General features: G+C 41.9%; 19 protein-coding genes and 1 tRNA gene. 13 read left to right on the top strand and 7 right to left on the bottom strand.

The window, feature by feature from the left end; translation table 11 throughout:
• The first annotated feature begins 73 nt into the window (after positions 1 to 73).
• Positions 74 to 1,606, top strand: coding sequence for a glutamate racemase (locus NMK93_RS04985; protein WP_254528187.1), 1,533 nt, complete (start codon positions 74 to 76; stop codon positions 1,604 to 1,606).
• Between the two features lie 42 nt (positions 1,607 to 1,648).
• Here the strand turns inward: NMK93_RS04985 and NMK93_RS04990 are convergent, their stop codons facing one another.
• Positions 1,649 to 3,475 carry a DEAD/DEAH box helicase gene (locus NMK93_RS04990; protein WP_185218637.1) on the bottom strand — a complete coding sequence of 609 codons (1,827 nt, stop codon included), beginning with the start codon at positions 3,473 to 3,475 and terminating at the stop codon, positions 1,649 to 1,651.
• A gap of 464 nt (positions 3,476 to 3,939) precedes the next feature.
• Here NMK93_RS04990 and NMK93_RS04995 point away from each other — a divergent pair, with 464 nt between their 5' ends.
• Complete coding sequence (locus NMK93_RS04995) at positions 3,940 to 5,430, top strand: amino acid permease (RefSeq protein WP_254528191.1); 1,491 nt, start codon at positions 3,940 to 3,942, stop codon at positions 5,428 to 5,430.
• Positions 5,431 to 5,503: 73 nt separating this feature from the next.
• A complete protein-coding gene (locus NMK93_RS05000; protein WP_254528193.1) occupies positions 5,504 to 5,686 on the top strand; it encodes a KOW motif-containing protein in 183 nt (60 codons plus the stop codon).
• Between the two features lie 104 nt (positions 5,687 to 5,790).
• Here the strand turns inward: NMK93_RS05000 and NMK93_RS05005 are convergent, their stop codons facing one another.
• The 3 genes from NMK93_RS05005 to NMK93_RS05015 all read right to left on the bottom strand — a co-directional run bounded on the left by NMK93_RS05005 (position 5,791) and on the right by NMK93_RS05015 (position 8,935).
• Positions 5,791 to 7,116, bottom strand: coding sequence for an OmpA family protein (locus NMK93_RS05005; protein WP_254528194.1), 1,326 nt, complete (start codon positions 7,114 to 7,116; stop codon positions 5,791 to 5,793).
• A 106-nt stretch (positions 7,117 to 7,222) separates the two neighbouring features.
• The gene (locus NMK93_RS05010) at positions 7,223 to 8,080 is read right to left on the bottom strand and encodes a universal stress protein (protein ID WP_185213514.1); all 858 of its coding nucleotides are present in this window, start codon (positions 8,078 to 8,080) and stop codon (positions 7,223 to 7,225) included.
• Positions 8,081 to 8,095: 15 nt separating this feature from the next.
• Positions 8,096 to 8,935 carry a universal stress protein gene (locus tag NMK93_RS05015; RefSeq protein ID WP_185218641.1) on the bottom strand — a complete coding sequence of 280 codons (840 nt, stop codon included), beginning with the start codon at positions 8,933 to 8,935 and terminating at the stop codon, positions 8,096 to 8,098.
• Positions 8,936 to 9,069: 134 nt separating this feature from the next.
• On the opposite strand from NMK93_RS05015, the gene alaS reads away from it, so the two are divergent.
• The 5 genes from alaS to NMK93_RS05040 all read left to right on the top strand — a co-directional run bounded on the left by alaS (position 9,070) and on the right by NMK93_RS05040 (position 17,719).
• Positions 9,070 to 11,685 (top strand): alanine--tRNA ligase, encoded by a 2,616-nt coding sequence (alaS, locus tag NMK93_RS05020; protein WP_254528195.1) that lies wholly within the window; start codon positions 9,070 to 9,072, stop codon positions 11,683 to 11,685.
• Between the two features lie 5 nt (positions 11,686 to 11,690).
• Positions 11,691 to 12,797 (top strand): TlpA disulfide reductase family protein, encoded by a 1,107-nt coding sequence (locus NMK93_RS05025; protein ID WP_237219572.1) that lies wholly within the window; start codon positions 11,691 to 11,693, stop codon positions 12,795 to 12,797.
• Positions 12,798 to 12,897: 100 nt separating this feature from the next.
• Positions 12,898 to 13,590 (top strand): response regulator transcription factor, encoded by a 693-nt coding sequence (locus tag NMK93_RS05030; RefSeq protein WP_185213517.1) that lies wholly within the window; start codon positions 12,898 to 12,900, stop codon positions 13,588 to 13,590.
• A 129-nt stretch (positions 13,591 to 13,719) separates the two neighbouring features.
• Entirely contained in the window at positions 13,720 to 15,561 is a 1,842-nt protein-coding gene (glmS, locus tag NMK93_RS05035; protein WP_185218643.1) for a glutamine--fructose-6-phosphate transaminase (isomerizing), read from the top strand.
• 4 nt (positions 15,562 to 15,565) lie between these two features.
• Positions 15,566 to 17,719, top strand: coding sequence for a DUF4954 family protein (locus NMK93_RS05040; RefSeq protein WP_254528196.1), 2,154 nt, complete (start codon positions 15,566 to 15,568; stop codon positions 17,717 to 17,719).
• A gap of 64 nt (positions 17,720 to 17,783) precedes the next feature.
• On the opposite strand, the gene NMK93_RS05045 is transcribed toward NMK93_RS05040, so the two are convergent.
• Complete coding sequence (locus tag NMK93_RS05045) at positions 17,784 to 19,181, bottom strand: DUF1080 domain-containing protein (protein ID WP_308214531.1); 1,398 nt, start codon at positions 19,179 to 19,181, stop codon at positions 17,784 to 17,786.
• Positions 19,182 to 19,302: 121 nt separating this feature from the next.
• Here NMK93_RS05045 and NMK93_RS05050 point away from each other — a divergent pair, with 121 nt between their 5' ends.
• The 3 genes from NMK93_RS05050 to NMK93_RS05060 all read left to right on the top strand — a co-directional run bounded on the left by NMK93_RS05050 (position 19,303) and on the right by NMK93_RS05060 (position 23,332).
• On the top strand, positions 19,303 to 20,718 hold the full coding sequence (locus NMK93_RS05050; protein WP_254528197.1) for a Gfo/Idh/MocA family oxidoreductase: 1,416 nt from the start codon (positions 19,303 to 19,305) through the stop codon (positions 20,716 to 20,718).
• A 27-nt stretch (positions 20,719 to 20,745) separates the two neighbouring features.
• Complete coding sequence (locus NMK93_RS05055) at positions 20,746 to 21,765, top strand: DUF1080 domain-containing protein (RefSeq protein WP_254528199.1); 1,020 nt, start codon at positions 20,746 to 20,748, stop codon at positions 21,763 to 21,765.
• Between the two features lie 460 nt (positions 21,766 to 22,225).
• Complete coding sequence (locus tag NMK93_RS05060) at positions 22,226 to 23,332, top strand: major royal jelly family protein (protein ID WP_254528205.1); 1,107 nt, start codon at positions 22,226 to 22,228, stop codon at positions 23,330 to 23,332.
• Here NMK93_RS05060 and NMK93_RS05065 read toward each other — a convergent pair.
• Together NMK93_RS05065 and NMK93_RS05070 are read right to left on the bottom strand one after the other, a co-directional pair.
• Positions 23,327 to 23,626, bottom strand: coding sequence for a Smr/MutS family protein (locus tag NMK93_RS05065; RefSeq protein WP_254528207.1), 300 nt, complete (start codon positions 23,624 to 23,626; stop codon positions 23,327 to 23,329). The genes NMK93_RS05060 and NMK93_RS05065 overlap by 6 nt on opposite strands.
• Positions 23,627 to 23,761: 135 nt before the next feature.
• A complete protein-coding gene (locus tag NMK93_RS05070) occupies positions 23,762 to 24,664 on the bottom strand; it encodes a hypothetical protein (RefSeq protein ID WP_254528209.1) in 903 nt (300 codons plus the stop codon).
• Between the two features lie 226 nt (positions 24,665 to 24,890).
• Between NMK93_RS05070 and NMK93_RS05075 the strand changes: the two genes are divergently transcribed.
• Positions 24,891 to 24,964, top strand: a tRNA-Pro gene (locus tag NMK93_RS05075).
• 297 nt (positions 24,965 to 25,261) lie between these two features.
• Positions 25,262 to 26,497 (top strand): site-specific integrase, encoded by a 1,236-nt coding sequence (locus NMK93_RS05080; RefSeq protein ID WP_306473174.1) that lies wholly within the window; start codon positions 25,262 to 25,264, stop codon positions 26,495 to 26,497.
• Positions 26,498 to 26,519: the final 22 nt, after the last annotated feature.

A 26,519-nucleotide genomic window follows, 5' to 3' on the forward strand; every position in this document is an offset into this window, starting at 1 on the left:
TGCATGTTTATGCGTTTTTTATTTTGAATATCAGAATAAACGAATAACTTTACGGCAATCTACCGAATGTCCAATGAAACACCTAACTATCCTAAATGGCCTGGCCATTTTTGCGCTTTCGCTTGGCAGTACATGTTATGTGCAGGCGCAAAGCCCTTTAAAGATCGAGGAAGCCATCTTAAAGGATCAGAAAAACTTTTACTATGTTGATTTCAAGAAATATCCTAAGTCGTTGAACAATCTTCCGATCGGTGTTTTTGATTCCGGTACGGGTGGTTTGACCGTGTTGGATGCACTCGTAAATTTCGATGAACATAACAATCGCTCGAGATCGAAGGAAAAGGATGGCGTGCTTGATTTCAAGCAGGAGAATTTTATCTATTTGGCGGACCAGGCGAATATGCCTTATGGAAATTACCATTCCGCTGAAAAGGATGATCTTCTGGTTGAACATATCATCAAGGATTTTCAGTTCTTGCTTTCGAACAAATATTATCCTAACTATCAGGCTTCAAAATTCAACAGTGATAAGGAAAAGGTGAAGGCAATAGTGATTGCCTGCAATACAGCAACAGCATATGGGTATAAGGATGCTGAAGCCTTTATGAAAAAGACCAATCTTGATATTCCTGTGATCGGTGTCATCAATGCAGCTGCACGAGGAACGTTGGCACTGTTTGATAAAGATGAGTCGGGCTCTATAGCGGTATTTGCTACCGTGGGGACCATTGCATCTGGCGGATATGAACGAACGATAAAAGAGCAGATCGCTCTTGCTGGCCATACTGGGGACTTGCAGATCTTTAATCAAGGTGGGCATGGCGTAGCTGAGGCCGTGGATGAAGAACCAGATTTCATAAAGACCAGTGCCAATGCACCGCGGGCCGATTATAGAGGACCTTCCTTAGATAACAAGGACTATAAGATCGACCGTACGCTCATGGATATCTATAATTTTAATTTTGATAAAAACCAGATGCTCTGTGATAGCAAGGATACAGAAGATTGCACGATGATGCAGATCAATTCTTCGGAAAACTATATCCGTTATCATTTGGTGAGTTTGCTGGAACAGATGCGTAAGACGGAAGGTGCTAAGCCATTGAAAGCGATGGTTTTAGGTTGTACGCATTATCCTTATCTGGTCAAGGAAATTAATCAGGTGTTAGGCGAGTTGAAGGAATATAAAGGGAATGATGGAGCGTATAAATACAAGGCTTTGATCGATAATGAAGTCCATATCATTGACCCATCTGTTTTTGTTGCCCGTGAATTATATGATGCCTTGGAAGAGCAGGAGCTGTTTAATTCCAAGGGGGATATGTTGAATAATTCGGAGTTTTATATCTCCGTTCCAAACCAAGATAATAAATCGGTTCAATTGGAGGGGGGAGAAGCTAGGTTTACCTACGACTATAAATATGGGAGGAAGGAAAATGAGATTCAGGAGTATGTGAAGGTTGTGCCTTTTGATCGAGGAAATATATCGGACATGACCTTGGAGAGGTTTAGGAACGTTATACCAAATACCTATGAGTTGATGCGTAACTTTTCAGAGGGCAATAGCAAGATGAAAGGACATGCTGAAGAGATCAGGATCAAGTAATAAAAAAATAAGCTCCAAATTTGGAGCTTATTTTTTTATTTTCTAATATCTGTTTCTAGACTCTCTGTCTTTGCGTTTTCCGGAGAAATCACGGAAACCACCGCCAGATCCGCCTCTGTCGCCCCTGTCTCTACGACCAGAACCACCTCCGCGATATCCGCCTCTGTCTCCACCTCTATCACCTCTGTCTCTACGGTCACCACCGCCGAAACCACCAGAACGACGTCTTCCGCCTCTGTCTGATGAAGGTCTGTCGCCAGAAACTTCGATTCTAACGTCTCTACCGTTAAAGTCTACACCTTTGAATCCTTGGAATACACTGTCTACGTCAGCATCAAGTACTTCGAAGAAAGTGAATACACCTTTAAGGTCTATTTTACCAACTGATTTACCTGAGATCTTACCTTTGTTACAGATGTAAGAAAGCATGTCTCCACGGCTGAACTCATCCACCGATCCCAAGTTGATAAACAAACGGGTATAACCTTTGGATCCAGTACGACGCTCACCTCTTTCACCACGTTCGCCTCTTGCTTCGCGGGCTTCCATGTTCAAGTCAGGAGCATCTTGGTAGTAGTTCAAGAATCTGTTGAATTCCAAAGAAGCGAATTTTTTGATTACTTCTTCTTTAGAAAGATCTTGCAAACTTTCCATGATCTGAGGTAAGAAAGCAGTGATCTGATCTTCATGTACTTCTACGTTGTGTACTTTGTCAACAAGAGAGAGCAATTGTTTTTCACATACTTCAGTACCCTGAGGAACTTGTTTGCGGATAAATTCTTTTCCGATAATCTTTTCGATATGACGGATTTTGCTCATTTCTTTCACATTGATCAATGAGATCGAAATACCAGTTTTACCGGCACGAGCGGTACGACCAGAACGGTGCGTATAGTTTTCAGTTTCGTCTGGTAATGAATAGTTGATTACGTGTGTTACGTCGTTCACGTCGATACCACGAGCTGCAACGTCAGTAGCAATCAATAATTGCAAGTTGCGTTCGCGATAGCGTTTCATTACTTTATCACGTTGCTGTTGCGAAAGATCACCGTGCAGGGAGTCGGCGTTGTAGCCGTCTTTGATCAATGCTTCAGCGATTTCTTGCGTTTCAATTTTAGTACGGCAGAATACGATACCAAAGATTTCAGGGTAATAGTCGACGATACGTTTAAAAGCAGCGTATTTGTCTTTCGCCTTGATCATGAAGTATTGGTGCTCGATATTCTCGTTACCCGTATTCTTGGTTCCTACAGTCAACTCTTTCGGGTCGTTCATGTAGTTCTGCGCGATACGGCGCACTTCTTTAGGCATGGTTGCGGAAAACAACCAAGTTTTTTTGTCGTCAGGAGTTTCAGAAAGGATATTGTTAATGTCCTCTTGGAATCCCATGTTCAACATTTCGTCAGCTTCGTCAAGCACTACATAGCGAACATTGGAGAAGTCAATGGCATTACGGCCAATGATATCCAACATCCTTCCTGGAGTGGCAACAACGATTTGAACACCACGACGAATCTGGCGTAATTGATCACCGATATTGGCACCGCCATAAACGGCAACCACATGTACGTTATCGATGTACTTGGCAAATTTTTCTAGGTCTCTTGCGATTTGCAAACATAGCTCACGCGTTGGACATAGAACCAATGCTTGAGGTTGTTTTGATGAAAAGTCTAGTTGTTCTAAAAGTGGAAGACCAAATGCCGCTGTCTTCCCTGTACCTGTTTGGGCTAATCCGACAAAATCGTCGTTACCAGTCAGTAATACAGGAATGGCTTTTTCCTGGATGGGAGAAGGTTTCTCGAAACCTAACTCAGTGATGGCATTAACAATCTCTTCACGGATTCCCAGTTCTAAAAATGGGTTCATGAAATAAAATATACAATAGGCACTATTGCCTAAGGCGGTGCAAAGGTAATTACAATAATTGATAAATCCTAATTTTCAATACTTTGTGGATTAAAAAATGTTTTATTTCCGATTTTCGGAATAGGTCCACAAATAGATTTGCTGTAATTTCTTTATCTACCTATTAAACAATGGTTTTTTATTAAGGTTTTGGTTTAATTATCGATACTTATAAAAGAAATTTGAGGATTTTGCTGGATGTAGCAAAAAAGTGATAAATGTATTGGGTTTAATTATTCTGTATTGATTGAATCCTGCCAATAATTATTCTGATAGTTCTTGTCTAGAACGAATGATTGCAAAGAAATAAGGTTAAATCATTGTAGTTTTTAATTTATTAGCGTCCTTGCTAATGAATTGTTAATGAATTGTAATCTATTTTAATTTTTTTGTAGGTTTGATTCTTTAATTATTCATCTAAATTTATGTGGTATAAAAAATCTATTACAAAATTAATTTCTGAAGCTGAACAGAGCGGCGAAGGTACCCTGAAACGGACCTTGTCCAGTTCTGGCCTGATTGCTTTGGGGATTGGAGCCATTATCGGTGCGGGACTATTCTCTTTGACAGGGATTGCTGCTGCTGACCATGCTGGTCCCGCGGTAATGATATCTTTTGTTATTGCTGCGGTAGGCTGTGCATTTGCTGGGCTATGTTATGCGGAGTTTGCTTCCATGATTCCTGTTGCAGGAAGTGCCTACACCTATTCCTATGCGACCATGGGCGAGTTTATGGCTTGGATCATCGGTTGGGACCTTGTACTTGAATATGCTTTGGCTGCTGCTACCGTTGCGGTGAGCTGGTCGCAATATGTCAATGAGCTGTTCTTATTGATAGGGGTCCATCTCCCCCAGGAGGTGCTAGCAGGACCATTTGAAGGCGGGGTAATCAACTTGCCTGCCATTATCATCGTTTGTCTCTTGTCGCTGCTGCTGATGCGCGGAACGCAGGAGTCTTCCTTTGTCAATAACATCTTGGTTGTTTTGAAGGTGGCTGTGGTGATCTTGTTTATCGTATTGGGCTGGCAATTTATCGATCCTGCAAACCATACGCCATTGATCCCTACAAACGAAGGTGAGGAAATGGTGAAGACTGGGCAAATGGGATTCTGGGAGTTCTGGAATAGTGATTATCGGGGACACTATGGCTGGACAGGGATTCTACAGGCTGCAGGGGTTGTGTTCTTTGCATTTATTGGTTTTGATGCGGTAAGTACTGCTGCGCAGGAAGCGAAAGATCCTAAGAAAGGCATGCCTATCGGGATTATCGGTTCATTGATCGTTTGTACTATATTATATGTGCTGTTTGCTTATGTTATGACAGGTTTGGCACCTTACACTGTGTTCAGTGGTGATGCAAAACCCGTAGCGACGGCATTTGAAAAAACTGGCTATCATTTCTTGAATACGGCGATGATCGTGACAATCATTGCTGGATATACATCGGTGATCCTGGTGATGTTGTTGGGTCAGAGCCGCGTATTCTATTCGATGAGTAAGGATGGTCTGTTGCCTAAATTGTTCTCGGACCTTTCTAAACGTCAGACGCCTTGGAAAACAAACTTGATCTTTATGATCTTCGTAAGTTTGTTTGCTGGATTTGTGCCGGTTTCAGATCTAGGGCACATGGTAAGTATCGGAACATTATTTGCCTTTACATTAGTGTGTATCGGAGTGTTGGTGTTGCGTAAGACCAATCCGAAGCTTGAGCGTCCGTTTAGGACACCTTTGGTGCCTTTGGTGCCAATATTAGGTATCTTGGTGTGTGTGCTGATGATGGCGGGTCTTCCGATCGAGAGCTGGGAGCGTTTAGGAATCTGGATGGCAATCGGTGTTGCATTCTATTTCTTGTACGGACATAAACATTCCAAGATCAGGAAAGAGAAAGAAGCAGAAGCTTCTGGAACTTCTGAGTAAGGATAATCATATTTAATCATTGGGGTAGGGCACAGGCTTTCTACCCCTTTTTATTTTAACCATACATTAACTTATGGACACGATAAATAATGGGGATTTTTGTCAAGTAATCGCAGGGACCCATAAAGGGAAATCGGGTAGGGTGAATGATCTGCATGTAAGCAAGACCGGACATCAAACCCTTACGGTGGAACAGGATTCAGGAGTACGCTTTAAGACACTATTGAAAAATGTAGTCAAATTGTTGGAAGGCTAATTTCCTGTAGGAAAGAAAAGGCCTAGATAGGGCTAAAAATAAGAAGGACCTGCAGATGCAGGTCCTTCTTGATTGTATGTTGTTTAGCTTAATGCAAGTTGTTCCTAGAATAAGGTAAATTCAACACGTCTGTTCAACTGACGTCCTTCTGGCGTACTGTTGGTAGCGATAGGTTGGTTAGGACCATAACCTGTAGCTTCGATACGTGATGCATTGGCACCTTTAGATACTAAGTAAGCTTTAACTGATTCTGCACGTTCTTTTGACAAACGTAAGTTCAATTGAAGTGAACCTGTGTTATCGGTGTGACCGGCAAGTTTTAAGCTGAAGTTTTTCTCGATCAATAAAGCTGCAACTCTATTCAATGATTCGTAAGATGAAGGGCGGATAGTAGCTTTGCTCAAGTCAAATTCCAAGTTTTTGATAGCTTCATCAACAACTTTTCTATCTTCTTCAGTCACTACGATTTTCTCAATCACTTTGGTCTCGTGTTTAGCTTCTGGAAGTGGACATCCTGAACCGTCAACTTTAGTTCCTGCAGGAGTATCTGGACATTTGTCAAATTTGTTAGCAACACCGTCGCCATCACTATCTTCTAAGCCAGCATTGATTTCATCCATGTTGGACTGTAATTTTTCATTTGCAGCAACCAAAGCATCACGCTCTGCTTTTAACTCATCATATCTTGCAGCCATTGTTGCCACAGGGTTTGAGTTTCCAAGGTAAGGTTTGCTTCCGTCACCCAATGCAACCTCTAGACCAGCATGTGCATAGGAGAACAGGTCGTTTTTGTATTGATCACCACGAACTCCATCAAAGTTTTGGTTTGCCCAGTTCAACTGGTAACCCAAGTCGATGTTGATTCCTTTCGCCACTGCGAATTTGAAACCAGCGTCAACTGGAACGAAAAGTTTTGTTTGAGATTCTGCAGTAGTTGAAGTTTCACCGATTTTCGTAGTGGTTTCGAAACTCATTGCACCTACACCGACAGCGAAGTAAGGTTTGATGATACTGTTGAAGAACCTCCAGTTTGTATTTGCCATAGTGAACTCACCAGATAGGGCTGCTGACCAAGGCATTTTAGTTTCAAACTCGGAAATTGCTGCGCCAGCAGTTTCATTGACACCGCCAACTTTACCGCCCATGTATTGAGCTTTAATTCCGAAAGATGGGGAGATTTGGTTCTTAACATACGCAGAGTAACCTACGTTGTGGTTTAATTTATCGAATCCAGCTCTGTTGAAGCCGAAAATGTTTGATTGATTAAGGACCCCTGCATTTACTCCGATGGACCAAGTTCTGTACTGGGTAGTTGGACCTAAAGTAGTCGTGCCTTCAACGGTAGCTGTGTTGGTTTGAGCGAAAGTAGCAGAAGAGATTAAAACAGCAGCAGCTAATGCGCTAACTTTTTTAAAGTAAAGTGTTTTCATAATATTATATGCTTTTATGCCAAAGGCATGGCAAATTTGTTGCCAAAACAACTTGTTTTGGCAACTCAGCCTAAAATATCATGATTTTGTAGTGAAAAACCTATAATTATGCCTTCAAAACCCTTGCAAAGAACGTTGGGATCTGGATGTTAAAAGCCATTTTCTTGATGACATTGGACTCCGTCAATTGCCTGAACACACTTTTCTTGCTTTTTGTCAAGATCAGGATGTCTGCCTGTTCATCCAATAGGACGGAAGTGATTGCCTGTGCAACAGTTTCCTTCTGGCGCATGAACAAGGTCTGCGGTTTGATGATATAGGAGATGTCAGAAATGCCTAGTTCGGTTTCGATTCTGTCGATCCAAACCTTAAAATCAGCATCAATATCTTTAATAGGCCTGTCGTTGGTGTTCACGTGGATCAATATCAGTCTGTAATCAGCCTTGAACAAAGGAGCTGCCTGTTGTAAAGCAGTAAGTTCAGCTTCCTTGAAATTACAAAGCAAGGCTATACTGTCCTTTTTAAAGACGGTAGAGGTTTCTGGAACCGCCAATACCGGTGTAGTGGTGTTTAATATGGTATCATAGGTGTTGCTGCCGATAAATACAGCATCTAACCCAGAAGCACCTTGAGTTCCCATGACAACGGCATCATAGGCAGTAGCGTTAGTTACGGCTTTGATTTCATCGTAAAGATTTCCATCCTTAAATATGCTATTCAGCTTCACATTAGGGAATTCTTGCTGATACTTGGCAAGGGTATCTACCATGTTTTGTTCAGCCTCAGGAACCCTAGGGTCGTTCAATGGAGTTTCTCCTTTCACATTGGCATAGGTGTTAGAATGTGAAGAGAACACGTGGATCAGATCAATTTCTTGTCCACCTTGTTGAGCGACTTGACAAGCGTAATGGATGGCATTGTCAGAATTCTCTGAGAAGTCAATAGGTATAAGTAGTTTGCTCATGCTGTATAGTTTTATTTATATTTTGTCGAAAAAAGCTGGTTTATCAAGTTCCAAAGCTAAGGCTTTAGAAACAGAACTTTTAAATAACCTTTCAAAGAATGTTTTTCTACTAGGTGTGATCAATATTATCTGTGGATTTACCTCGGCAATAACTTTGCTGACTACCTCAGGTACTGAATCCAATTCGATATCATCTTTATTGATAGGTTCAGCAATGGTATTTACCTGTTGAATGGAACCCATCTCGCGGATATTGAAGGCCCAGGAGTCTAGGTCGTCCTTGATGTTTTCGGGTTTTTGGCTTTCCTTGAACACATGGATCAAGGTCAAGTCTTGAGGTACCCCGATAATATCCTGGAATTCCTTTAGAGTATCCAATTCAGCAGCTTTAAAGTTAGTCAATAAGGAAACATGATTTATTCCGAATTGGAATGCTTGGTTCGGGATAACAACCACGGGGACCTCTGATTTTGAAGCCACAGCCACAGTTGTACTTCCGTAGTAAATGGATTTCAACTGGCTTTCGCCTGATGCACCCATCACGATCATGGCATATTTTCCAGATTGAGAAAGCTCAGTCAGTTTGTCTATGATCAAACCTCTGGAGCATTCAATGCTAATATGCAATGAAGGATATTTCCTGAGCAGCTTTGTCTGCAATTCTTGTATCTTCTCATCCGCCAAAAGACCTGTGCCATTGGTTTCTTCAGAAGCATTTTCTCCTACTGAGCTAGACGTGTAGCAATGTAATAGGTGGATGTTGTGTTCTTTTTCCTGTGCAAGTTGGCAGGCATAATCTGCCGCAAAGCCAGCATTTTCAGAAAAATCAGTAGGGACAATAATTGTCATCTTCATGAATTATTTTGTTGTGTGTTTTTACAGAGATAAATTTAGGAAAAATATGCGTCATATTAATAAAAATTGGCTTGAATGGCGAGTTTACTCGTCAAATTTGAGTAAGTTTGCAGCTAAAATTAGACACGAATTAAATGACTAGTAGAGATATACGTCAAGCCTTTTTAGATTTTTTCAAGAGTAAAGGACATCAAATTGTTCCTTCGGCACCAGTTGTAGTGAAGAACGACCCTACACTGATGTTTACCAATGCGGGGATGAACCAATTCAAAGAATTGTTTTTAGGAGAAGCTGTCGCCAAATTCCCAAGAGTGGCCGATACACAGCGTTGTCTACGTGTTTCCGGAAAACATAATGACCTTGAAGAGGTAGGGATTGATACCTATCACCATACCCTTTTTGAGATGCTTGGTAACTGGTCTTTTGGTGATTACTTTAAGAAAGAAGCAATCGAATGGGCTTGGGAGCTATTGACTGAGGTGTTGAAATTAGACAAGGATCGTCTTTACGTGACGATTTTTGAGGGTGATGTTACTGAAGGCTTGCAACAGGATGAAGAAGCCTTTAACCTTTGGAAGGCATTGATTCCGGAAGATCGTATCCTATTGGGTAACAAGAAGGATAATTTCTGGGAAATGGGTGATACAGGTCCTTGTGGTCCTTGTTCTGAAATCCATTACGATATGCGTTCGGATGAAGAGCGTGCTCAGGTGAAGGGTCAGGACTTGGTCAACATGGATGATCCACAGGTTATCGAGATCTGGAACCTGGTATTTATGCAGTTCAACAGGTTAAAAGATGGAAGCTTGGTTTCCCTGCCGGCAAAACATGTCGATACAGGGATGGGCTTTGAACGTTTGGTGCGTGCCATCCAAGGTAAATCATCCAACTATGATACGGATGTATTCCAGCCATTGATTCAATTTATCGCAAATAAATCGGGTATTGCTTACGGAGCCGATGAGAAGACGGATATCGCCATGCGCGTGCTGTCTGATCATATCAGGGCTGTAAGTTTTGCCATCGCTGATGGGCAGTTGCCGTCAAATAATAAAGCGGGTTATGTGATCCGCAGGATTTTGAGACGTGCTGTACGTTATGCCTATACTTTCTTGCATTTCAAGACTCCTTTTATCCATGAGCTTGTTCCTGTATTGGCGGAGCAGTTCAAAGGAGTGTTCGATGAACTGTACCAACAGCAGGATTTTGTAGAAAAGGTGATCTTGGAGGAAGAGGTTTCCTTCTTGAGGACCCTGACCCAAGGGATCCAACGCTTTGAAACCTATTCAGCAGACCATGAGGCCATAGACGGGGAATTCGCATTCGAACTGTTCGATACCTTCGGCTTCCCAATTGACCTGACCGAACTATTGGCTAGGGAAAAGGGCATGACCGTGGATATGCACGGGTTTCAACAGGCATTATTGGCCCAAAAGGAAAGATCTAGAGCTGCAACGGCTGTGGATACTGGAGATTGGGTCCTTGTAAATGATGAAGCGGAGAGTGAATTTGTGGGTTATGATAACTTAACGGCAACCACAGAGATCCTGAAATATAGAAAGGTTTCTAGCAAGGGTAAAGATCAATTTCAATTGGTGCTTTCTGAAACGCCATTCTATGCAGAAGGTGGTGGTCAGGTCGGTGATAAAGGCTATTTACGTTCTTTGGATAACAATGAAAAGGTTAGCATCCTGGATACGAAGAAAGAGAATGGACTTTTCATACACTTCGTCAACCAACTTCCAGCTGTCCTGAGCGGAGAGTTTGAAGCGGTTGTGGATGTGAAGAAAAGAAAGGATACTGAAGCTAATCACTCTGCTACGCACTTGTTGCATGCTGCTTTGAAACAGGTATTGGGTGAACATGTGAACCAAAAAGGTTCGTTGGTTTCTCCAGATGTGCTACGTTTTGACTTCTCGCACTTCGCGAAGTTGACCTACGAGGAGATCAAACAGATTGAGGACATCGTGAATGCGAAGATCCGCCAAGATGTACCTTTGAAGGAAGAGCGTAATGTTCCTTTTCAAAAAGCGATCGATTCGGGTGTTACAGCCCTATTCGGAGAGAAGTATGGAGATCATGTGCGTGTGATCACCTTTGATGATTCCTATTCTAAGGAGCTGTGTGGTGGTACGCACGTTGCGGCAACTGGACAGATCGGTTTCTTCAAGATCCTTTCGGAATCTGCGGTTGCGGCAGGAGTGAGAAGGATTGAAGCCATTACCGGTACCCGTTCGGAGCAAGTGATCCGTGAGCACTTTGAATTGCTTGATAACCTTAAGGAGCTATTGAACAACCCTAAGGACTTTGTTTCTGCTCTTTCAAAAACATTGGATGAGAACAATGCCTTGAAAAAGGAGATTGAGAACTACGTGAAAGAAAAGTCCCAAGGACTGAAAAATGATATCGAGAAGAAATTGGAAAAAGTTGGCGATATCAACTATGTCGCAACCATCGTAGACCTTCCAAGTGTGGATGCGGTGAAGACTTTGGCTTATACCCTGAAGGGAGCAATCAATAACCTTTATGCCGTATTGGGTGCAGTGATTGATGGAAAACCAAGCATCACGGTGATGATCTCTGATGACTTGGCAAAAGAAAAGGGATTGCATGCAGGTAACATCGTTCGCGATTTGGCTAAGGAAATCCAAGGTGGTGGCGGTGGCCAGCCTTTCTTTGCGACAGCAGGGGGTAAGGATGCTTCTGGATTGGAGAGAGCGATTTCAAAATCAAGAGAGTTTATTAAATAAGAAAAATGAAAAAGTTTGCAGTTTATATTGGATTGGTGGGGATGTTATCCGCTGGTTTGTCTTCATGTTCAAATTCTGATACCATTCAGGTTGGCGGTGTGATCGAGAATCCAGGGAATGTGAAAGTGGTCAGCTTCTATGAAGGTGAACAGAAATTAGATTCAACATTTATTGCGGATGGCAACCGTTTCAAGTTTGAAAGACCGGCTACTCAAGAGAGGTTATTGACCTTGGCCGTGGGCAATAATAGGTATCCAATTATCCTGGAACCTGGTAAGGCAGTGGAATTCAATGTCAATTTGCAGAATCCTGACCAGTACGAAGTGAAGGGTTCGGAGCTTTCTCAGAAGTTGAAAGACTTTGCCGTACAGAAGTCTAGGATTGATTTCGTTCGGGACTCCTTGCAACAGGCTTTTTCAAGTGCTACCAATGATTTAGATGCCAATGGTATCCAAAATCTACGTTCTGAGATGTTGATGAAGTTCGAACCTTTCTTTAAGAACTACATCGCTGAGGCGGTTTCATTTGCCCAAAAGAACAATGACTTGGCCGGTTTTTATGTAATGAGCACATTGGATCCCGAAATGGCCGAACCAGAATTGATTGCCTATGCCGATCAAATCAAAGCAGAGTTCCCAAACAATCGTTATGTGAATGAGTTCAAGACTGAGGTTGATAAACTTAGGAAGCTGGCTGTAGGTCAAGCCGCTCCCGAAATCTTGGCTTATACACCGGATAATAAAACCGTAAAGCTTTCAGACTATAAAGGCAAATATGTTTTGGTAGACTTCTGGGCGTCATGGTGCATGCCTTGCCGTGAGGAGAACCCTAACATCGTCAAACAATACAATAACTTCAAAGACCATAATTTTACTGTTTTAGGCGTGTCCTTGGATAACAATCCAGGCTCTTGGATGCGTGCTATACAGGACGATAAGTTAGAATGGACGAATATCTCAGACCTTCAGGCATGGAGCTCTCCATTGATTATTGATTATTCCATCAAAGGTATCCCAGCATCTTACCTCTTAGATGAGCAGGGCGTTATCATTGCTAAGAATTTGAGGGGAAAGCAATTAGAAGATTTTTTAACGAAAACCTTAAAAAAATAAGAATCAATTGTTAAGTCTATTTTAAGGCTTAACAATTTCATAACTTTTGGGTAACTTTATTTTATAATTAAGTATATACCTTAGCAAAAAAACAGCTTATATGGCCAATAATCAAAAGATTCTTGTGGTTGATGATGAGTCCGACATTGTTGAACTCATTTCATACAATTTAACTAAGGAAGGTTACCAAGTATATACCGCTTCTAATGGGAAAGAAGCTATTAAAGTTGCCAAAGAGGTTTTTCCAGACCTTATTATCCTTGATGTCATGATGCCGGAGATGGATGGTATTGAAGCCTGTCGTTTGATGCGTTCGATGCCTGAGTTCAAACAGATCTTCATGGTATTCTTGACAGCTAGGAGTGAGGAGTATTCCGAAATCGCAGGTTTCCATGTAGGAGCTGACGATTATATTGCCAAGCCAATTAAGCCAAGGGCTTTAATGAGCCGTATCAATGCAATCTTAAGAAGAAATACTACAGAGGTTATTGATGATCAGGTAACTGATAAACTTGAGATCTCTGACCTCGTAATTGATAGGGATTCTTTCTTGGTATTCCGTGGGGATGAGAAATTTGTACTGGCGAAAAAAGAATTTGAACTGCTATACCTGTTAGCTTCAAAACCCAACAAAGTATTCACAAGGGAGCAGATCCTGAAAGCGATCTGGGAGGATTCCGTAGTCGTGACCAATAGGACGATCGACGTGCATATCCGAAAACTCCGAGAAAAGATTGGAGACAGCTATGTCACTACAGTCAAGGGGGTTGGCTACAAGTTTGAACTAGAATAAAGAAATTTTAATTACAAACCGGACCAGATTGGTTCGGTTTTTGTTTTTAAGAGCACGCAATCGTTTGCACTAATAAATTTTATATATTTACTCAATATTTTAAAACTTAAATTAAAACGAGAAAAACATATGTGTGGAATTGTCGGTTATACTGGAACGCGCCAAGCTTATCCCATTGTGATAGACGGCTTAAAGAAATTAGAATACAGAGGATACGATAGTGCTGGTATAGCACTTCAACAAGGAGATTCCTTAAAGGTTTACAAGAAAGCAGGTAAAGTTGCAGCGTTAGAAGAATTTGTTGGAGACCAATCCACAGCTGGCACTACAGGAATTGGTCATACCCGTTGGGCTACCCACGGCGAACCCTCAGACCGAAATGCTCACCCCCATGTTTCCAAATCTGGAAAACTTGCCATGATCCATAACGGAATCATCGAGAACTATGCCCAACTAAAAAACGAACTTACTAAAGAAGGATACGAATTTAAATCCGATACGGATTCCGAGGTCCTACTTAACTTCATTGAAGACATACAAGAAAAGAATGAATGTGGTCTTGAGGAGGCAATCCGCATTGCCCTAAAAAGGGTGACCGGGGCTTATGTGATTTTGTTGATCGCTGCTGACCAACCTGATACCATCATTGCTGCCCGTAAGGGAAGCCCATTGGTAATCGGTATAGGGAAGAATGAACATTTCTTGGGTTCTGATGCATCACCTATGTTGGCTTATACCAAAGAGGTGGTCTATATCAATGATTATGAGTTGGCCATCGTAAAGCCTGATGAACTGATCTTGAAAAATCTTGGTAATGAAATCATCACTCCATTTGTTCAGAAGCTGGATCTTGAATTGGCGGCTATTGAAAAAGGTGGTTATGATCACTTCATGTTGAAAGAGATCTTTGAACAACCTACTACCATTGCTGATTCATTAAGAGGTCGATTGATCTTGAACGAACATAGGATTATCCTGAGTGGAGTAGATGCCATCCAAGATAAGTTGGCGAATGCCCGCAGGATTATTATTGTGGCCTGTGGTACCAGCTGGCATGCCGGTCTGGTTGCAGAGTATGTAATCGAGGAATTATGTCGTGTGAACGTGGAGGTGGAATACGCTTCGGAATTTAGATACCGTAACCCGGTGATCAATTCAGATGATGTAATCATCGCAATCTCGCAAAGTGGTGAAACGGCTGATACCTTGGTAGCCCTAGAACGTGCTAAAGAACAAGGAGCAACCATCTTCGGTATTGTTAACGTAGTAGGTTCTTCCATTGCTCGCATTTCCCATGCTGGTTGTTATACCCATGCAGGTCCAGAGATCGGTGTCGCCAGTACAAAGGCCTATACTGCACAGCTTGCCGTGTTGATGTTGTTTGCATTGAAATTGGCAAAAGCAAGGGGAACTATCTCGGACGAGCGTTTTGATGAGCTTTGTCAAGAATTGCACGATGTTCCAGAGAAAGTTCAATGGGTATTGGAAAATGAGGTTGACAATATCAAAGCTATCGCATACAAATACAAAGATGCTCGCGATGTACTTTATTTAGGACGTGGATATAATTTCCCAACGGCTCTAGAAGGTGCATTAAAGTTGAAGGAGATTTCCTATATCCACGCTGAAGGTTATCCAGCTGCGGAGATGAAACATGGTCCAATTGCCTTGGTTGATGAGGAATTACCAGTAGTTTTCATTGCAAGTAAGGATGCTTACCATGAGAAGATCGTAAGTAATATCCAAGAAATTAAAGCTAGAAAAGGGATGGTGATCTCCGTAATGACGGAAGGAGATGAAGTTACTCCGACCATTTCAAATGATGTCATGGTTGTTCCAGAGGCTGATGAAGTTATTGCTCCTTTATTGACGGTGGTTCCATTGCAACTATTGTCGTACTATATCGGAGTGTACCGTGGTTTAGATGTTGATAAACCAAGGAACTTAGCTAAATCAGTAACTGTGGAATAATATCATGGGATACATAATAAAGATACCATTAAATCGGATTGGGTATGATTTCATACCCGCCGATTATCTACCAAAGGGAAAAGACGAGTACTACCTTCGTTTTGAACAAAACAAATCCAACAAGCAATATAGAAATCTGACCGAGGAAGAGATCCGCATCCTCGAGCTCAATCATAATGAATCTACCGATTGGAATGATGTGCTCGTTACGGATAAATTTCTTCCGAAACAGATCAAAAGATCCAAGTTCTTTGGTTTGGTCAGGATCGGCGATATGGAAGAGGTCTACCTTGAATATCGCGATATCCGCTTGCCGGTCGGGATCTATAATTCCCAGATCATTTCATGTGATCTAGGGGACTGCGTGGCCCTGCATCAGGTCCGTTATATTGCCCATTTCATCGTTGGGAACGAGGTTATCTTGCTCAATGTAAATGAAATGGAGACCAGCTCGAATGCAAAATTCGGGAATGGAATCTTAAAGGTCGGTGACCCGGACAAGAGCAGGATCTTTTTGGAGCTTTGCAATGAGAATGGTGGCCGTTCGGTTCTTCCATTTGATGGCATGCAAGCTGCCGATGTCTATCTATGGACACGCAACAGACAAGATAAAGAATTACAGCAACGCTTTTTTGATATCACCAATGAAAAATTCAATGATATCAGAGGCTACTATAGTGAAATCGGTGATCGTACCGTAATCAAGAATTCCCATACCTTCAAAAACGTTAAGATCGGTTCAGATGCCTATATCAAGGGTATCTCTAAACTGAAAAACGTAACGATCAATTCCACCGCTGAGGCCTATACTCAGATTGGTGAGGGTTGTGAGCTGGTCAACGGGATCATTGGCTATGGCTGTAGGGTATTCTATGGGGTGAAGGCAGTTCGTTTTATCCTATCATCCTATTCGCAGCTGAAATATGGTGCCAGATTGATCAACTCTTTCTTGGGAGATAATTCTACCATTTCCTGCTGTGAGGTCCTTAATTCGCTTATTTTCCCTGCGCATGAGCAGCACCATAACAATTCATTCTTGTGTGCAGCCTTGATCAAAGGTCAGAGCAATATGGCTGCGGGAGCAACTGTAGGGTCCAACCATAATTCAAGAGGTGCGGATGGCGAGATTATCGCAGGTCGTGGCTTTTGGCCTGGGCTGTGTGTGAGCTTAAAGCACAATTCCAGGTTTGCATCCTATACCCTGATCGTAAAAGGCGATTTCTTGCATGAACTGGATATCAAATTCCCGTTTTCTTTAGTGAGCAATGATGTTACCCATGACCGCTTGATCATCGTTCCGGGCTATTGGTTTATGTACAATATGTATGCATTGATGCGTAACACCAATAAATTCATCAGTAGAGATAAACGTTCCTTCAAGAACCAATATTTCGAATATGATATCTTGGCGCCAGATACGGTGAATGAGATATTTACAGGAATCAAGGAAATTGAACAAGCTGTCAGTAAATCCTTGAATACCGATAATCCTGAAGCATGGTTGAACAATAATGAAAAGGCTGTCGATGAAATCTTCCTAGACAATGCGGAATTCTCTAAGCGCAAGGTTGTGTTGCTGAAACCAAAGGAAGCCTATCAATTATTCAAGAAATTAGCTCGTTATTATGCGGTCTGCCAGGTTTTGGAGCATGTTGACCCGATGGATTTCAACAAAACTATCCAAGCCTTGGTCAACGCAGGATTGAAAAGAGAGGAATTTGAGAACGTCGGTAGCCAATTGGTTCCAGTAAGTAAATTGGACCAGCTGCTACAGGACTTAAAAGACAAGAAAATCAACTCTTGGGATGAAATGCATAAAAACTACCATCACTTGAGTGATGCTTATATCCAAGATAAATTAAAGCATAGTTTAGCTTCCTTACAAGAGGTTACCGAAGCAGATACAGCTGAATGGAACGCTGATTTCTGGAACAAGCTATTTGATGAGGCCTTGGAAACCAAGAAATGGATCTGTGATGAAATCTATAATTCCAGAAGCAAGGATTACCACAATCCTTTCCGCTTGATGGTCTATGAAAATGAAGATGAGATGAATGAGGTGGTCGGTCGATTGGAAGACAATAGTTTTATCAATCAGCAAAGTGCCGAATTCGAGGGTTTCCAAAACAAAGTCCAAGAATTTAAAGCACAATTTTAGCATAAAGCATAAAAAGGGAAAGGACCGAATTTATTTCGGTCCTTTCCCTTTTCTATATTATTTTCTATAATTCTTTAATCTTGATGCTCCTGAATGCTACGGCGTCCCCATGGTCTTGCAGTAGGATATGGCCTTGTTCCGCCTCGCCAAATTTTTCCCAGTCCTTGTACTTACTTCCAGCCACCAGTTTCCTGAAATCTTCTGAGCCTCTTACAAATTCCAACATCTTGAAGCCATTTAGGTAATAGGTGACATGATTATCCGGCGTAACCACGATTCTGCCGCGGTTCCATTCCCCAATTGGTTTTCTAGGTCTTGGATTGCGATCCGAAGTGATCAAGTCATACAAGGAAGCCAAGGTACGATTGCCATCTTTTCCTAATTTAGCATCGGGGTGAAGTTCATCATCCAAGATCTGATATTCTGGACCGATAGCAGATCCAGCTGTTTTTTCATCCAGGGTCACAAAGTATTTCACACCCGAATTAGCTCCGGGAGTCAGTTTAAAATCAAAGGAAAGGTCAAAAGCCTTGTACTGTTTATCAGTAACGATGTCGCCACCGTTGGTCGATTCCGCACCATCCGATTTCATTACTTCAATCAAGCCGTTTTCGATCTTCCAACCTTTTTCTGGAAACTTATCGCCACGAGCGCTATGCCAGCCTTGGCTGTCCTTGCCATTGAAGAGCAAGCTATATCCGGCTGCCTTTTCGGCTTCCGAAAGATCATTGGCACGGGTGTTAACCACATAAACATCCTTAGGGAATTCTTGGGGCTTCAGGTCTTTGGTCTGAATACGGATATTCTTAAAATAAACCTTCTTACCATCCAATGAATCTGGGATCGCATGGACCTGCAGTGCTATAAATCCAGCATCATCCAAGCTATCTACCACAAAAGCTGCTGGCACACCGTTCACCCAAGTTCTGGTTTCATTGCCGATGGCCTCGATCCGGTAGTGGTTGAATTCATTTGGCTTAAATGCCGTTTTCGCATTCGGGTTTAGGTCCAATGGGTAAAGCCATTCCCTCCGGCCTTCATCGTAGATTCCTCCGGTCCAACCTCTGTCGGTAGGGTCGATGTCCATCTGGCGGCCATAGACCTTTCCAGTACCATTATTGGCGGTTGAATCAAAATGGCTCCGGGTCTGCACACCTGAGTTGGTTGTGCTGCCTTCCAGTTTAACCTCCAACTCCAATATAAAATCGCCATATTCCTTATCCGTTACCAAAAAGGAATTTGGCAAACCTTTCGTCATTACTCCAACGATCGCATCATCTTCAACATGATAATCTGCCTTTCCAGCCAAAGGTTTCCAGCCAGTCAGATCCTTGCCATTGAACAGGTTTTCCCATCCATCCGCACTTTTATTTGCTTGTTGGCAGGAAATAGTCAATGAACTCAATAGAAGAAGTCCGAATGTGCCTTTAAAAACAGATTTCAAATAGGTATTTCTCATCATAATATGTCTTTATTGTAACAGGTTTATGGATTAATGTCCAATAAGGTGACTGAAATTAGGAATTTTTTTTAATTTTAAGCTAATCATACATGTAACATTCGTAAACCTAAACATATTACAGATGAATCATTATTTTTCGAGAAGAAGTTTTTTAAAGAAATCCATTATTGCGGGTGGAGCCTTGACGATGGCAAGCAGTCCATTGGGAAATATCTTGATGGCCAAGCCAAATGAAAGGGTCAACCTAGCGGCGATTGGGATTGGGAATAGAGGTGGAGAAATCCTGATGGATCTATATAAAACGGGTTTATGTAATATTGTTGCGCTATGTGATGTGGATATGGGGGCTAAGCATACGGAAGCTGCCATCAAGCAATTTCCAGATGTTCCACGTTTTCAGGACTTCCGCCAGATGTTCGATAAGATGGGTAATCAGATCGATGCGGTGACGGTCGGAGTTCCAGATTTTTCCCATTTCCCGATTACCATGATGGCGCTTGACCTGGGGAAACATGTCTATGTAGAGAAACCTATGGCGCGCACCTTTTTAGAGGTAGAGCTGATGATGGAAAAAGCTAAGAAGAACCCAAAATTGGCGACCCAGATGGGTAACCAAGGCCATTCCGATGCCAATTACTTCCAGTATAAGGCATGGACCGAGGCGGGGATCATCAAAGATGTGACCCAGATCGTCGGTCATATGAATATGCCGCGCAGATGGCATGGATGGGATGTCAATATCAAGAATTTCCCAGCTGCAGAACCCATTCCTAGCACAATCGATTGGGATCTTTGGCAGATGCAGACCATCGGTCATAATTACAACAAAGACTTTATCAATGGGCAATGGCGTTGCTGGTTCGATTTCGGAATGGGAGCTTTAGGCGATTGGGGTGCACATATCCTCGATACTTCCCATGAATTCCTGAAATTGGGCTTACCGACCGAGGTAGGGGCAGAGATGCTGGAAGGACATAATTCCTTCTTCTTCCCGATGTCATCCACCTTGAAATTCAGCTTCCCTAAGCGCAAGGGCATGCCAGCCTTGGATATCATGTGGTATGATGGTATCAATAACCTGCCTCCAATTCCAGAAGGATATGGCGTATCGGGACTGGATCCGAATATTCCGCCGCCAAGCACCGGTAACCTAGAGCCAGCTAAATTAAACCCGGGTAAGATCATTTATGGCAAAGACCTAACCTTTAAGGGCGGTTCACATGGCAGTACACTATCTATCATTCCTGAACAGAAGGCAAAGAATATCGCGAATAAACTTCCAGAAGTTCCGGCATCACCTTCCAATCACTTTGCAAACTTCCTGAAGGCCTGTAAAGGAGAGGAGAAGACGCGTTCACCGTTTGAAATCGCAGGGCCGTTGAGCCAAGTTTTCTGCCTTGGCGTGATCGCGCAGCGCTTGAACGGAAAATTTAAGTTCGATCCTGTCAAAAAAGAGATTACAAATGATAAATTTGCAAATGCACTCTTGATCGGACCTCCGCCTAGGACCGGGTTCGAACAATACTATAAAGTTTAAAATAATAATCAATCAAATACATTAAAGATGATCAAACAATTTGCTTACGGTTTAGCTTTCACCAGTATGCTTGGATTAGGCTTGACTTCGTGCCAAAACGGTACCCAGGATAAAGCAGACAATCAAGACAAAAAAGAAGAAGTGGAACACAACCCTGCATCTCAAACTATCCCAGAAGAATCAAAGGACCTATTGGGTCGTTGGGATTTGAACGTTGACAAGAATGGTACACAGGTGCCTTCCTGGATTGAAATCAAATTATCTGGATTCACTACTTTGGTAGGGTACTGGGTAGGAGATAGCGGCAGTAGCAGACCCATCTCCCATATCAAGCTTCAAGACGGAAAGTTCTCTTTCGCTATCCCACCACAATGGGAAGGTGGCACTGGGGATATCACGATTGAAGGTGAATTGGCAGGTGCTGAAATCATAGGTACCATAACCAACAATAATGGTGAAAAATATACTTTCACTGGTACAAAAGCACCTTACCTGAACCGTACTGCTGAACCAACATGGGGCAAGCCGGTGGAATTGTTCAATGGAAAAGATCTGACCGGTTGGAAACCATCAAACGATAAGAACAAATGGGTAGTTAAGGATGGCATCCTGACCAATGAAGATGCTGGTGCAAACCTGATCACTGAAAAAGCTTTCGAGGACTTTAAATTGAACCTGGAGTTCAAGTATCCTGAAGGCAGTAACTCTGGTGTTTACCTTAGAGGTCGTTACGAGGTTCAGATCGAAGACTCTCCAAAAGATAGACATCCCGGCAACCTTTATTTCGGTGCTATCTACGGATTCTTGACGCCGAATGCAATGGTTACCAATGGTCCTAATGAATGGAACAATATGGAGATCACGCTAGTTGGTCGTGTGGTATCTGTTGCTATCAACGGTAAAACGGTGATCGACAAACAGGAAATCCCTGGAATTACCGGTGGTGCACTTGATTCAAAAGAAGGCGAACCAGGACCACTTTATATACAAGGTGACCATGGTCCGATTGAATTTAGAAAAATTACGATTACGGAAGGGGTTAAATAGTATTTAGTATTAAGTATTTAGTAGTTAGACTTGTTGGGTCTATATTAAGTGCTAAAGAAAAATGGTATTTAGACCTATGTCTCTTACATGGTCTGAAAAATTAATAATGAAGGAGCTTGCTAGCAATGGCAGGCTCCTTTTTTGCTTTATGGTTCTTGGATAGAATTTTGGCTGAAAAATCTTTGAAATCGGGGAGATTTCGGGATTATTTATGGGGTCTTATTCGAGACTCATTCGAGGCATATTCGGAAAATTCCAGCCTGGCTAAAATTTTATTCAGGTCATATTCGAATGATCCTCGAACCATTCTCGAAGATGCCTCGAATGAAGTCCATTAATATACTTGGAAATTATCGGTTTTGTTGGATAGAATTATTCACTTCCAAATTGATTTGTCCAAACAGTATTTTGTATCTTTTGTTGTTTAGTTAGGTGCTGGTAAATCTTGCAACAAATTTGAATGATGATGAAAACTTTACCCTTATATATCCTATTAGCTATTTCCTTTATTTTCAATGCTATGGCCCAAAAACAAGATCCTAATCTGCAGGTGGTAGCTTCCTTTGGGAAGTCGCAACCCATCGGTGTCTCTGTTTCTTCTGATAACCGAGTATTTGTTTCCTTTCCACATAAGGATCCCTATCTATTTGGATTGACCGAGATCGTCAATGGCGAACGCAAAGCCTTTCCAAATGCAGAATGGAATGCTGTGGAAGGCGACTATAAGGAGCATTTTGTCAATGTGCAGGATATCTATGTGGATACCGATGATCAATTGTGGGTTTTAGATTCCAAACCTGCTCCTTCAGGTTCCATCTTTGGAAAAGAGGGGGGAAGCGATAAGAAAGAAGGACAGTTTAAGCTGGTTCAGATAGATTTGAAGAGCAATCAGGTAAAGCAAGTATTTACGTTTGAAGATTTGGACAAGAGCAAATCGGGCTTAAATGATGTTCGTGTTGATACAGATAAAAAATTGGCTTACCTATCCGACCCTGGTCAGGCATCTGTAATCGTTCTAGATCTCCAGACCGGGAAAAGTAGAAAGCTCTTGAGCAATAGTAGCTTTACCTTGGCAAAACCAGATGTGGTTCTAGCTTATCATGGAAAGGAGATGCGGGATAAGGATGGTAATCCATTCAGATCAAATGTCAATGGTATTGCACTGACCAAGGACAATAAGTGGTTTTATTTTAAACCGATCAATGCGATGAACCTGTATAGGATTGAAACCAAGTACCTGGCGGATGCAAATCTGACTGATGAAGCCCTAAAATCCAAGGTGGAAGATATGGGTGAAGTCGGGATTACGCATGGTCTTGTCGCTGATCAGGAAGGAAACATCTATCTGACGACTTCCCTTGATTATTCGATTCGTCGGTTGACTCCAGAAGGTAAATTGGAAATCGTGGTTCAGGATCCGCGCCTGCTTTGGCCAGATTCCTTAGGAGTTGGGTCGGATGGCTACCTGTATTTCTCATGTGCGCAAATGCAGTTGTTGCCGCAATGGAATGGAGGGAAGGATTTGGTACAATATCCTTATGAGGTCTATCGGGTGAAGGTCTTATAGCCCGATTACCACCACTACAATATCTTCATTGGCATAGGAGGGATGGAAATGACTGATGGCATTGGATTGCTTGTAGATCTTTAATTCCTCGTAGACCGCGTTTTTAAGGGCTCCTTTGCCTTTTCCATGGATAAACTTGATTTCCGGATAGCCCCAATAAATCGCAGCGTCCAGCTGTTCCCTAAGGTAATCTATCGTTTCAGCCAATAGTTCATCCAGTTCATAACTGTCCAAATCGGCCAAGAATGCTTCGGCATGCAGGTCGACAGTTTTGGGGGGCTTGGATAGGGACATTAAAGAGTATTTAGTATTTAGTATTTAGACATGAGATATGAGATATGAGATATGTCCATCCCTAATTAGAGTTGACCGTTTTAATACTTATCACTTATTTCTTATCTCTTATTTCTTATGGGGCAAAGTTAAGGATTAATTGATGGATCTGCCGATTAAACTTGGTAACATGGCTTTGGCTTCGTCGATTTTTTGTTCCTGAAGAAGGGCAATGTAAGGTTCCAGTTTTTTGTAGGTGGCAGAGTTGGGTGAAAAATCCTTGAGGTAGCTGTATGCTTCCTGGAAGTAGGGGGAGATCTGCTGACTTTCGATGGCCGGGGTATTGTCCATACCGATGGTTAGCGTCGTGAAGTATTTCTCGTATTCTTTCTGTGCTTTTTCGCCTGCAATGGAACCCTTAGTTTTATTGGCGAAGTCTTCATACCAAACGGTTCGTTGTACCAATGACTGGAAAGGGATCGCAATGGCCGCATCGTCTGCATAGCCTTCCATATTATCTCGGCCGATCTGTTGCAATAAGATTTCCAGGTCTGAAGTGATATAAGGGTAGAAGTTTTCCTGGAAATAGATCGGGTTAGCTTCTAGGTCGAACATCCCTTCTGTTTCGCGGACACGGAAACCGTTGCGGTTGATCTTGTCGTACGCTTGTTCCAGATCACTTGGAACGGCCGCTTTGCCGCCATCGAATTCAATGTTGACCAATGGGCGGTAGTTTGTTTCATCATCAAAAGCCGAGCGGTGCGCATACATGGATACCTTGTCGATATAGTCCATGATCAGGGCTACCCCTTTATCATTTTCTGGGCTTTCCTTCTTTTCAAAAAGTTCCTTGAATTTAGAGGTTGCTTTTCCCACGCTTTCAATGTCTGTGGAGTCGAGAGCCAAGATATAATCCTCCAGGGCCTCCGCTTTGGTCAGGTTGTATTCTTCGGGATTCTCCACCGTGGTACTGTCGGAGTTTTGTTGTTCCTTATTGTTGGAGACACAGGCCGTCAAGCATAGGGAGAAGATCAAGCAATTTCTAAAAATTTTTGTCATAATTTTTTTGATAATTATGTGTGATGGAAGATGAATTCCACCCCAAATATCGTATTTAAATCCTATTTATAAGTATAAACGTTCAAATGGGGGATAATGTGTCGAGGAATTTTTATTTTATTGGCATAATAATCAATTGGTTAATTTAATGTTGCTTTTATCATTTGGAAGATTGTGGGGAAAGATTGTATATTTGTGCCACACAAGAAAAAAGGTGATACCTTCTCGGGGTGTAGCGTAGCCCGGTATCGCGCCACATTTGGGATGTGGAGGTCGTAGGTTCGAATCCTGCCACCCCGACAACACTTACACTAAGTAAGGTCAAAAACCCTCAAATTCTATGAATTTGAGGGTTTTTTGTTTTATATTATATCAGGAAACCCCAATAAATATCAATCTAAATGTGAGTTAAACGGTGAGTCTTTTTAAGTTTTATATTTACTCACCGGATAGCTTATAAATAATTGTAAATCATTTATTTACAACATTTATTTTGATGCTATTTATTATTGTTTGACTTCTTTACTGCATCATATCCAATAGTTGGATTGAGAGAACTGCACTAAAGTGTATCAGTTGAACATAAAATAAATGGATATGAAGAGTAAAAACACTTTTGGGATTCAATTCCTGTTACGGTTGCCCAAGAACAAGAAAGACGAAATGGCCACTGTTTATGCAAGGATTACAGTAAACGGCCGTAGAACTGAAATTTCCCTAAAAAGCAAAGTATCGATCAACAATTGGGACGAAGTAAAAGGAAGAGCAAAAGGAAAACGCCAAGAAATCGTAAAGCTGAACAGCCACATGGAGCAGGTACGCTCCCTTATTTTCGATTGTTATCACCAGTTGGTGCAGCAAAATAAAACCGTTACCATTGAAGCGGTTAAATCTGTCTACCTAGGCGAGGACATAGAGGAAACAATGACTCTTCTAAAGCTAGTGGAATACCATAAACAAGTGGCAGTAAGTAAACTTGCCCCCGGTACCATGAAAAATTATTATACCACCGAAACCTATATTCAAAAATTTATAAAACAAAAATATGGAAAAAAAGACATACCGTTGGATGAACTGAACTATCGGTTCATTTTGGATTTTGAAAACTTCCTTAATGACTACAAACCTAAAGATCATCATAAGCCCATAAATAATAATGGGGTGATGAAACATATGGAACGTTTGCGGAAGATGGTCAATTTGGCTGTTACGATGGATTGGCTGGTTAGGGATCCATTTGCCAAATACAAACTTCGGTTTGAAAAGGTAGAAAGAGGCCATTTGTCAAAAGAGGAGCTAACTGTTTTGCTTAATAAATCCTTTTCAATAGAGCGTCTGCAATCCGTGTCGGACATGTTCATTTTTAGTTGCTATACAGGTCTTGCTTACATCGACATTTTTAACCTGACCCCCGAAAATATTTCAAAAGGAATCGACGGAAAAGATTGGTTGACGACAAAAAGACAAAAGACCGATACAACGGTTCGAGTTCCTTTGCTGCCCGAGGCTTCAGATCTTCTTAAGAAGTACAGAGGGCATCCGGTAGCTGAGGCGAATGGAACGATCTTCCCTGTCATATCCAACCAGCGAATGAACGGTTATTTAAAAGAGATCGCAGAAATTTGCGGCATCAATAAAAATTTAACGTTCCATCTCGCAAGGCATACTTTTGCTACAACGGTGACATTAAGCAATGGTGTGCCAATTGAATCGGTGAGTAAAATGCTTGGCCATGCATCTATACGTACCACCCAAATTTATGCTAAGGTGTTGGAACATAAGCTAAGTGAGGATATGCACAAGTTAGAGGTTAGAATGGCTTCCCAGGATTAGATACTTCTAGATCATTATTGAA

Source organism: Sphingobacterium sp. LZ7M1, from assembly GCF_024296865.1.
Lineage (GTDB): Bacteria > Bacteroidota > Bacteroidia > Sphingobacteriales > Sphingobacteriaceae > Sphingobacterium.